The following is a 9,202-nucleotide window of genomic DNA, read 5'->3' on the forward strand; positions in this document are numbered from 1 at the left end:
TTGCCTCGCCGGCCCCGGCGCGGGGGGTCCGGGGGTCGCGCCGTGTGTGTCTCCCCCCCCTCACCCCCCCGCTGCGGCGGGTGGGGGGTTTTTGGGGGGGGCCCGCGGCCGTGGTCGCCGCGTCCGGGGATCCGGCCGCCGGCCCGGGCGCTGCCCTGTCGGCGGAAGCCCGGGTACTGGGGATTCCGCGGAGCTGGGTGCTGGGCGGCTGATGGTGGCGGGAGGCGATAGGCCGTTCGTCCTGCTCTCGGTCGCCATGAGTGTCGACGGATATATCGACGACACCGCCCCGGCACGGCTGCTGCTGTCGAACGAGGCCGATTTCGACCGTGTCGACGAACTACGGGCCTGGTCGGACGCGATTCTGGTCGGGGCGGAGACGGTGCGCCGCGACAACCCGCGGCTGCTCGTCAAAGACCCGGCCCGCCGCCGGGCCCGGCGCGCCGAAGGCAAACCCGAACACCCCCGGAAGATCACCGTGACCGCGGCCGGGAACCTGGATCCGGACGCCCACTTCTGGCACCACGGCACCGCGGAGCACGCTCCGCTCGTGTACACCACCGAAGCCGGCGCCCGCCGGCTCGAACGGTTCACCGCACCCGCCGAAATCGTCGCGCTCGGCCCGGAACTCGAATTCGGGGCTCTGCTCGACGATCTCGGTGCCCGCGGTATCGGCCGGTTGATGGTCGAGGGCGGCGGCCGTATCCATACCGCTTTCCTCGCTGCCGGTCTGGCCGACGAACTCCATCTCGCCATCGGCCCCGCCCTGGTCGGCGACCCGCAGGCCCCGCGTTTCCTGCATCCCGCCCGCTTCCCCGGCGGCTCCACCCACCGTATGCACCTCCTCGAGGTGAACCGGCTCGGCGATGTGGCAGTGTTGCGTTATCGACCCCAGGAGCCTGATGCCTGAACCGGACCACCACCACTGGATGAACCGGGCCATCGAGCTCGCCCGCCGCAGCCCACCGGCCCCGGGCGCGTTCTCCGTGGGCGCGGTGCTCGTCGCCGACGGTATCGAACTGGCCACCGGCTACTCCCGCGAAGCCGACCCCAGGAATCACGCCGAGGAAGCCGCCCTGGCCAAACTCGATCCCGCCGACCCCCGGCTCCGCCACGCCACCCTCTACAGCACCCTCGAACCGTGTTCGGAACGGGCCACGAAGAGCCGTCTCCCGTGCACCGACCGCGTCCTCGCCGCCGGTATCCCCACCGTGGTCATCGCCTGGCGCGAACCCGCCACCTTCGTCGCGAACTGTGTAGGTGTGGAGAAACTGGAACAGCACGGCGTACGCGTCGTGGAACTACCCGACCTGGCCGAGGCCGCGATGTCCATGAACCGCCACCTCGACTTGTCCTGAACCACACCGCGGGCCACGCGGGGCCGGGTCCGAGCGTGCGCCGGCCGGTGCCGGCTGCCCGCGCTCAGCGCGTGACTGCCGTCTGCACCCACGCCGGTGGATCAGCGCAAACAGGCGGGACCGAACAGCGCCTTCAGTTCGCCCAGCAGGGCCGGCGATGTGGTGATCCGGAAGCGCGGGTCGAGGGCCAGCAGCCGGGGTCCCCGGGCTCCGATCAGATTGATCCGGATCTCGGTCGCCCCGGGATGACGCTGCAGCGTTTCCCGCAGGGCGCGCACCGACTGCGGAGTACAGGCGGTGGTGGCCACCGTGAGTGTCACCGGCGGCGTGCTCCCGGCGGCGGTGAGCCCCGCGTCGCGCACCCGGTCGCCGAGCAACGACTGCCTGCCGTCGCGAATGCTGACCTGTGCGTCGGCCACCACAACGGCATCCTCGGCGAGCAGCGTGGCGGCCTGGGAGTAGGCGGCCGGAAAGAACAGAATCTCGACCCCGGCGTCGAGGTCCTCGAGGCGTACGATCGCCCAGGCTTCGCCTTTCTTGGTGACGCGCCGGTCGACCGCGGCGATGATGCCGGCCACCGCGACCTTACGGCCGTGCGGGATCAGCCCGTCGCGCAGCGCGGCGATCGGGGTGTCGCCGGCCGCGCTCAGCGCGGTCGCGATGTCGTCGAGCGGATGTCCCGACACGTAGAGGCCCAGCATTTCCCGTTCGTAGGCGAGCCGTTCCCGAGTCTCCCACTCCAGATCGGGGACGGGTATCTCGAAAACGGAGGTCCCGCTGTCCGGGTCGGTGTGCTCGCCGGCGAAGAGATCGAACTGGCCGCGCGCGGCGGCTTTCTTGGTGTTCATCACGGCATCGACCGCGTCGCCGTGGATCGTGTACAGGCCCTTGCGGGGGTGGCCCAGCGAATCGAAAGCCCCCGCCTTCACCAGTGATTCGACGACCTTCTTCGTGCAGGCGCAGGCGTCGACCTTCTCGAGATAGTCGGAGAAACCGGTGAACTTCCCCGCTCCGCGCGCCCGGACCACCGCCTCCACCACCGGATCACCCACATTGCGCACCGCGCCGAGGCCGAACCGGATATCGGCGCCGACGCTGGTGAAGGTGGCGGCGGACTGGTTCACATCCGGCGGCAGCACCCGGATTCCGCGTTTACGGCAGTCGGCGAGGTAGATCGCGGATTTGTCCTTGTCGTCACCGACCGAGGTGAGCAGCGCGGCCATGAATTCCGCCGGATGATTCGCCTTGAGATAGGCGGTCCAGTACATCACCAGGCTGTATCCGGCGGCGTGGGATTTGTTGTAGGCGTAGCCCGCGAAGGGGAGTACCGCCTCCCACAGTGTGGTGACCGCTTCGTCGCTGTACCCGTTGTCGCGCATCCCGTTGCGGAAGTTCTCGAATTCCATGGCCAGTACTTCCGGCTTCTTCTTGCCCATGGCGCGGCGCAGCAGATCGGCCTGGCCCAGCGAGTATCCGGCCACCTGCTGCGCGATCTGCATGATCTGTTCCTGATAGACGATCAGCGCGTAGGTTTCGGCGAGTATCTCGCGCAGCGGTTCGTCGAGTTCCGGGTGGATCGGTGTCACCGCTTCCCGGCCGTTCTTCCGGTCGGCGTAGGCCCAGTGCGCACCCACGCCCATGGGCCCGGGCCGGTACAGGGCATTGGAGGCCACCAGGTCGTTGAACTCCGTCGGTGCCATCCGCAGCAGCAGCTCGCGCATCCCGGCCGAATCCATCTGGAAGACACCGAGATTGTCGCCGCGGGCGAGCATGGCGTAGGTGGCCGCGTCGTCCAGCGCGAGGGTGTCGAGATCGATATCGATACCCCGGTTGGCGCGGACGTTGTCGAGGCAGTCGCCGATCACGGTGAGTGTCCGCAGGCCGAGGAAATCCATTTTGAGCAGGCCGATGGCCTCGCAGGAGGGATAGTCCCAGCCGGTGATGACGGACCCGTCCTGCGGTCGCTGCCACAGCGGTAGCACGTCGAGTAGCGGTTCGCGGGACAGAATCACCGCGCAGGCATGGACCCCCGCACCGCGGACCATTCCCTCCAGACCCACGGCGGTGTCGTAGATCCGCCGGACGTCGGGGTCGGCATCCATGAGTGCCCGGACCTCCGCGGCCTCGCCGTAGCGCTCGTGGTTCGGATCGGTGATCCCCGCCACGGAGATGTCCTTCGCGGCCACAGCCGGCGGCAGTGCCTTGGTGATACGGTCCGCGACGGCGAACCCGGGCTGGCCGAACTGCACCCGCGCCGCATCCTTGATGGCGGCCTTGGTCTTTATGGTGCCGAAGGTGATGACCTGGGCGACCTTGTCCGCGCCCCAGCGTTCGGTGGCGTAGCGGATCATCTCGCCGCGGCGCCGGTCGTCGAAGTCGATATCGATATCCGGTGCGGACGGCCGCTCGGGGTTGAGGAACCGCTCGAACAGCAGCCCGTGCTCGATGGGGTCGATATTGGTGATGGCCAGCGCGTACGCCACCAGCGATCCGGCCGCCGAACCTCGCCCGGGCCCCCCCCGGATGCCCGCGCGGCGCGCGTAGGCGATGAGGTCACCGACCACCAGGAAGTAGGCGGGAAAACCTTTGTCGCGGATGATGTCGAGCTCGAACTCCGCGCGGTGCCGGTACGCATCGGGTACTCCGCCGGGGAAACGCCAGCGCAAACCCGCCGCGACCGCGCGGCGCAGCCAGCTGTCCTCGGTATGGCCGGCGGGCACCGGGAAGACCGGCATCCGGTCGCGGAACTCCCACACCTCGTCGTAGGGTTCGATCCGCTCGGCCACCGCGAGGGTGGCGTCACATGCGCCGGGTACCTCGTGGTCCCAATGGGCGCGCATCTCCGCCGCGGATTTCAGGTAGTAGCCGTCGCCGTCGAACCGGAACCGGGTGGGATCGGACAGCGTTTTCCCCGTCTGCACACACAGCATCGCCTCGTGCGCCGCCGCCTGCTGCCGCAGCACATAGTGGCAGTCGTTGGTGGCGAGCGGTGTCAGCCCTGCCTTGCGTCCCACGGCGAGCAGATCCGCACGGACTCGGCGTTCGATCGGGAGCCCGTGATCCATCACCTCGAGCAGGAAATTCTCCGGGCCGAAGATCTCACGCCAGCGGCCGGCGGCTTCGTAGGCGGCGTCGAATTGCCCGAGGCGTAAACGGGTCTGGACCTCCCCGGACGGGCAGCCCGTGGTGGCGATCAAGCCTTCGGCGTGTTCGGCGATCAGCTCGGCGTCCATACGCGGCCACTTCCCCAGCTGGCCCTCGAACGACGCCCGCGACGACAACCGGAACAAGTTGCGCAACCCGGTGGCATTGCGCGCGAGAATCGTCATGTGCAAATAGGCGCCGGAGCCGGAGACGTCATCGGATCGCTGGGACGGGTCACCCCACCGCACGCGTTTCGCCGAAAACCTCGACTCGGGAGCGATATAGGCCTCGATCCCGATGATCGGCTTCACCCCGGACTCCCGCGACCGCCGGAAGAACTCCGCCGCGCCGTACATATTGCCGTGGTCGGTCATGCCGACAGCCGGCATCCCGAGCCGCTCGGCCTCGGCGAACAGCGGATCGATCTTCGCCAGACCGTCGAGCATCGAGTACTCGGTGTGGTTGTGCAGGTGCACGAAAGATGCGTTCGTCATCGGTGAACCCCGGGTGGTCGAGCCGCGTCACGGGCCTTCCCGGTTGTGTCACCGGGGTGGCCGATATGGTCATCGGTGCTACATATGACCAGGTTGAGTGCGGTAGGTCGAACAATCGACACGAGGGTGGTGACAACCGATGGATGTATCGGGAGGCAGGGCGGCCGATTTGGACCTGGCGACGGTCCGGGCCTTCGTGGCGGTTGCCGACGAAGGCCAGTTCGGGTTGGCGGCCGGGCTGCTCGGGATCAGTCAGCAGGCGGTGTCCAAGCGAATCGCCCGGCTGGAAAACCTGCTGGGAGTCGCGCTCTTCGACCGGGTCCCCGCCGGCGCGACACCGACCGCTGCCGCCCGGCGATTTCTCGCGCACGCGCGGGCGTTGCTCGCCCTCGCCGACGAAGCGGTCGCGACCGCGACCGCCCGGCCGGGGCCGTTGCGGGTGGCGATCCTGGGTGAGCGGCTGGCGGAGATGCGGGCCATGCGGTTCTATCTCGACCGCCACCCCGAGGCCGAGGTCGAATTCGTGCAGTCCAATGCGTACGTGACCTCCCGGGACGCCCTCCTGGGTGGCCGCGCCGATGTCGCGTTCGCCAGGGCGTCCGGTGGTCCCCGCCCACTGCCCGCCCATATCGCCGCCGTCCCGGCCTATCTCGATGTCCTGCATCTGCTCGTCGGCAAGGACAACCCGCTGGCCGCGCGCAGCACCGTAACCCTGGCCGAGCTGGTCGAACACCCCGTCTGGGTGCCGGGTGCGGCCGTCCCGTCGGAGTGGGCCGACTACTACGACTGCCTCAGCCGGTTCAGCGGTGTCACCGTCGACCGCACGCCGCGTGGGCAGCTGTTCCCCGACGCCGACACGTCCCGCGGTCTGGCACCGATCGAGGCGTTACTGGAACACATCGCCGCGTCGAAAACCCTGTCCACCTTCAACGGCGACGGTTTCGATCTGCCGTGGCACCCCCATATCCGCCGGGTCCGGGTCGTCGACCCCACTCCTGCGTATCCCCATGCGCTGCTGTGGAACAGCGTCGATCCGCACCCGGGCCTCGCGCCGCTGATCGCCCACTTCCGCGATTGCTACAACTCCGACGCCACAGCTGATTGCTGGGTGCCCGACAGCGACCGGGCCCTTTTTCTGTCGTGAGGCGATTCGGACCGAGGCCGTCGGGACGGTGACGCGAACCGCATGCGGTCAGCAGGGGCCGGGAGGTTGGGCGGGGTCGAGGGCCCGGCTGCCTTTCCCGGCCCCTGCCATTCCGGTGAACAACCAGGTCAGTGCGGTTTCGAAAAGGTCCTCGGGTATACGCGGGACCTGCCGCTCAGCTCTACCCATTTCGTCGGCACCATCCGGATAGCAATCGCTACATCCACTGTCGCGGAGGAAGGTCCTGGCGATTGCCTACGCGTCGCTTTCCCTGCGGGATATCGCCAATGTCGGGAATGTCCGATACTCAATGTCATCTGTGGCGGGCTGTCGGTATGCGCCGGTGGTGTTCGGTGAGTGCGTTCGTGAGGTGCTGATGAGATTCGATCGCCGCCCGGCTGTCGGTGCCGGCCCAGGTATGGGGTGATACCCGATGGCGACGCGCGCAGATTTGGAAATCGATCTTGACCCGCCGGCCGCGGCACGCCCGTCGGCCGTTGCGGTCATCGAGATGGTGGAGCAGGGTATCCAGGCGCAGGTGCTGCTGGTGGCAACGGACTACACCGACACTACCTACGACGTGGATCCGGTGGGCTGGTTGCGGAATCAGGGCATGCTCAGCGCGGAGGGCATCGACGCACCGGACGGTGAGTCCGCCATGATCGACAGCTACGGCAACCGCCGTGGGGAAATCGGCACGAAGACCGCGGAGTTGCAGCACCGGAACGATTCGGTCGACAAGTCCGCTATCGCCGCCTTCAAGACCGGAGACAACACCTTTCAGGACATCAAGTCGAAGGTGGGCCTGCTTCAGGAGAGGCTTTCGCAGGCCCCGGGGGCGAGCACGGGGGAGCAGTACATGCCGATCACGGCGGAATGGGCGGCAGTCAACGATGCGCTGAATACACTCTGGGATGTTGTCGAGCTCGTCAACAGTGCCCAACGGGATATGGAGCGCTACGCGGAGGATGTCGAACGCTCCACACCGGGCAACAACGGCAACCCGACCCAGAGTTGGGGTGCCCGTTCGCCGGAAAGCCGGATGACATTCACCGTGACAGGCGACGCTACCCGTAGGAGCATCCTCGACATTGCCCGGGAAGAGCTGAAACTCGGCGCGGTCGAGCGCGGGGGCAGCTCGAACGACGTGTACTACCGGGAAACCGGTGAGCGGGCTCCGTACGATATCGACGCCCCGTGGTGTGCGGCATTCACCAGTTACGTCTGGGAGAAGGCGGGTTACCAGGTCGACTGGACGAATCCGAACTACGTGCCGGCAATCTGGAACGACGCCAAGGCCAAACTCGATACGGCGACCCCCCGGTACGCGGAGGAAGGCGATCTGATCATTTTCGATTGGCAGGGCGACGGTACCCCGGATCACATCGGCATCGTGGAGAAAGTCGAAGGCTCGACCATTACAACGATAGAGGGCAACTCCAGCAACGAGCTGCGGCGTAACGAGTATCAAATGGGTAACAACGACTTGGTCGGCGTCGTCAAACCACCCACAGGTGCGGCTACCGATTCCGTTCGGCAATAGCTGAAACGCACTGCTCCTCCCGGTGGTGCAGCGTGCCCGCAGTGACACCCCCGGAGCCCCGGGCCGACCGGCCCGGGTGCGCTATGCCGAGGTGATCCGGTAGAGCCGCAGATCCTCCGGGACCCCGTTCAGCGGTGCCGCGAAGAAGCTGCGCCGGTAGGGGCGGGCGGTGTGGCCCAGTTCTGCCAGAGTTTCCGGCTGCAGGGCGGCGAGGGTGGATTCGGAGATCATCATCCGGCCGTTGCCCGCCGCTTCCATCACCCGGGCGGCGATGGTGACATCGACACCGAGCCAGTCGCCGCCGATTTCGCGCGGGGTGCCGGTGTGCAGCCCGATACGCATCCGGGGCTGGTAGCTACCCACCGTGATACCGGCGAGGTTGCGGCGGGCCGCGAGCGCGGCTTCGACAGCGCGGTCGGCCGAGGGGAAGACCGCCATCACGCCGTCGCCCATGCGTTTGACCACCTGGCCGCCGCGTTCGGAGATGGGGGGTTCGATGGCGCGGGCGACCTTGCGCAGCAGGTCGAGGGTGGCTTCGTCCCCCGCGGTGAGCGACCAGGACGAGAAGGCGACCAGGTCGGTGAACATCACGGTGATTTCCTGGGTGCCTTTCCCGCGGCCCATGCGTTCCAGCACCGCCTGCCACACCTGCAGGGCGCCGAAACCGATTTCGCGGGCGGCGCTGGGACTGCCACCCACCAGGCGGTCCGCGGCGCGGGCGACGGCGCGGGCGCCACCGGGGCCGGTGACCGAGAGCGGATCGCCGAAGGCCGGGTCACCGGGGAGTTGGTGGCGGGCCTTGCGCAGGACCTCGACGACGTCGGGACGGTTGTTGGCCGCGTGCATGAAGGCGGAGAGCGGGCCGATCCGGAGGCGGGCGACGCCGTCGGTGGCCGGGGAATCCTCGGTGGCTACGGTGCGCTGCCGCGAGCGGCCGGGCCGCTCGGCTGCCGTATCACCGTTCTCCGGAACGGGGGGCGATTCGAGCACCGGGCGTTCGCCGGCGCCGCGGTCTACCTCCGGCTCCGGTGCTGCGCCGCCGGAGGGTTTGTCGTTCACGCCCCGAGGGTATCTCAGTGGATCGGACGTGGGTGGAGTGCTGAGAATGGTCACCTGTCACCTCTCTATCGGAGGAGTGCGGCACGCCGTTGGGTCCGCCGATGGAAAACGTGTGGTGCCTGACCTCGTTGGTCCTGCGTCCGATGGTAGTCAGCGGCCGGGAGCCGGAGGTGAACTCCGGGTTACCGATAATCGGCCTGCTCGGCGCCCCGTAACGGTGATCAGGTCAAACGTCCATGTTGTGATAACGACCACCGGCCCCGCGGGGGGGGGGGCCGGGCGGGGGGTTTGTAAACCCCGCGGCCCGGGCGGGGGCGCCCCCGCGCCGGGGGGGGGGAGGGAGCCCCCCGCGCGCCCCCCCCCCCGCGCGCCGGGGGGGCGTCCCCACCCGGGGCGCCGCCCACCCCGCGGCGGGCCCGGTGGTCGTTATCACAACATGGACGTTTGACCTGATCACCGT

6 protein-coding genes are annotated in these 9,202 nt (G+C 68.2%); 4 read left to right on the plus strand and 2 right to left on the minus strand.

From position 1 onward, the window contains the following. Window positions 1-256: 256 nt before the first annotated feature. On the plus strand, window positions 257-910 hold the full coding sequence (locus QH276_RS35145) for a RibD family protein (RefSeq protein WP_280398948.1): 654 nt from the start codon (window positions 257-259) through the stop codon (window positions 908-910). Beyond that, the gene (locus QH276_RS35150; protein WP_280398947.1) at window positions 903-1,358 is read left to right on the plus strand and encodes a deaminase; all 456 of its coding nucleotides are present in this window, start codon (window positions 903-905) and stop codon (window positions 1,356-1,358) included. Before QH276_RS35145 ends, QH276_RS35150 begins: the two co-directional genes overlap by 8 nt. Window positions 1,359-1,459: 101 nt before the next feature. On the opposite strand, the gene dnaE is transcribed toward QH276_RS35150, so the two are convergent. Then, on the minus strand, window positions 1,460-4,996 hold the full coding sequence (dnaE, locus tag QH276_RS35155) for a DNA polymerase III subunit alpha (RefSeq protein ID WP_280398946.1): 3,537 nt from the start codon (window positions 4,994-4,996) through the stop codon (window positions 1,460-1,462). Window positions 4,997-5,135: 139 nt separating this feature from the next. Between dnaE and QH276_RS35160 the strand changes: the two genes are divergently transcribed. After that, window positions 5,136-6,140: a LysR family transcriptional regulator gene (locus tag QH276_RS35160; RefSeq protein WP_280398945.1), complete on the plus strand. Its 1,005-nt coding sequence runs from the start codon at window positions 5,136-5,138 to the stop codon at window positions 6,138-6,140. Between the two features lie 433 nt (window positions 6,141-6,573). After that, entirely contained in the window at window positions 6,574-7,683 is a 1,110-nt protein-coding gene (locus tag QH276_RS35165; RefSeq protein ID WP_280398944.1) for a CHAP domain-containing protein, read from the plus strand. Between the two features lie 81 nt (window positions 7,684-7,764). Here QH276_RS35165 and QH276_RS35170 read toward each other — a convergent pair whose 3' ends face one another. Beyond that, window positions 7,765-8,742: an adenylate/guanylate cyclase domain-containing protein gene (locus QH276_RS35170; RefSeq protein ID WP_280398943.1), complete on the minus strand. Its 978-nt coding sequence runs from the start codon at window positions 8,740-8,742 to the stop codon at window positions 7,765-7,767. Between the last annotated feature and the right edge of the window lie 460 nt (window positions 8,743-9,202).

Source organism: Nocardia carnea (assembly GCF_029869215.1).
Taxonomy (GTDB): domain Bacteria; phylum Actinomycetota; class Actinomycetes; order Mycobacteriales; family Mycobacteriaceae; genus Nocardia; species Nocardia carnea_B.

Excerpts from the sequence above, each read along its gene's own strand:
- QH276_RS35160 (WP_280398945.1), top strand. The coding sequence starts at position 5,136 with ATGGATGTATCGGGAGGCAGGGCGGCCGATTTGGACCTGGCGACGGTC.
- QH276_RS35150 (WP_280398947.1), top strand. The coding sequence starts at position 903 with ATGCCTGAACCGGACCACCACCACTGGATGAACCGGGCCATCGAGCTC.
- QH276_RS35145 (WP_280398948.1), top strand. The coding sequence starts at position 257 with ATGAGTGTCGACGGATATATCGACGACACCGCCCCGGCACGGCTGCTG.
- QH276_RS35165 (WP_280398944.1), top strand. The coding sequence starts at position 6,574 with ATGGCGACGCGCGCAGATTTGGAAATCGATCTTGACCCGCCGGCCGCG.
- dnaE (WP_280398946.1), bottom strand. The coding sequence starts at position 4,996 with ATGACGAACGCATCTTTCGTGCACCTGCACAACCACACCGAGTACTCG.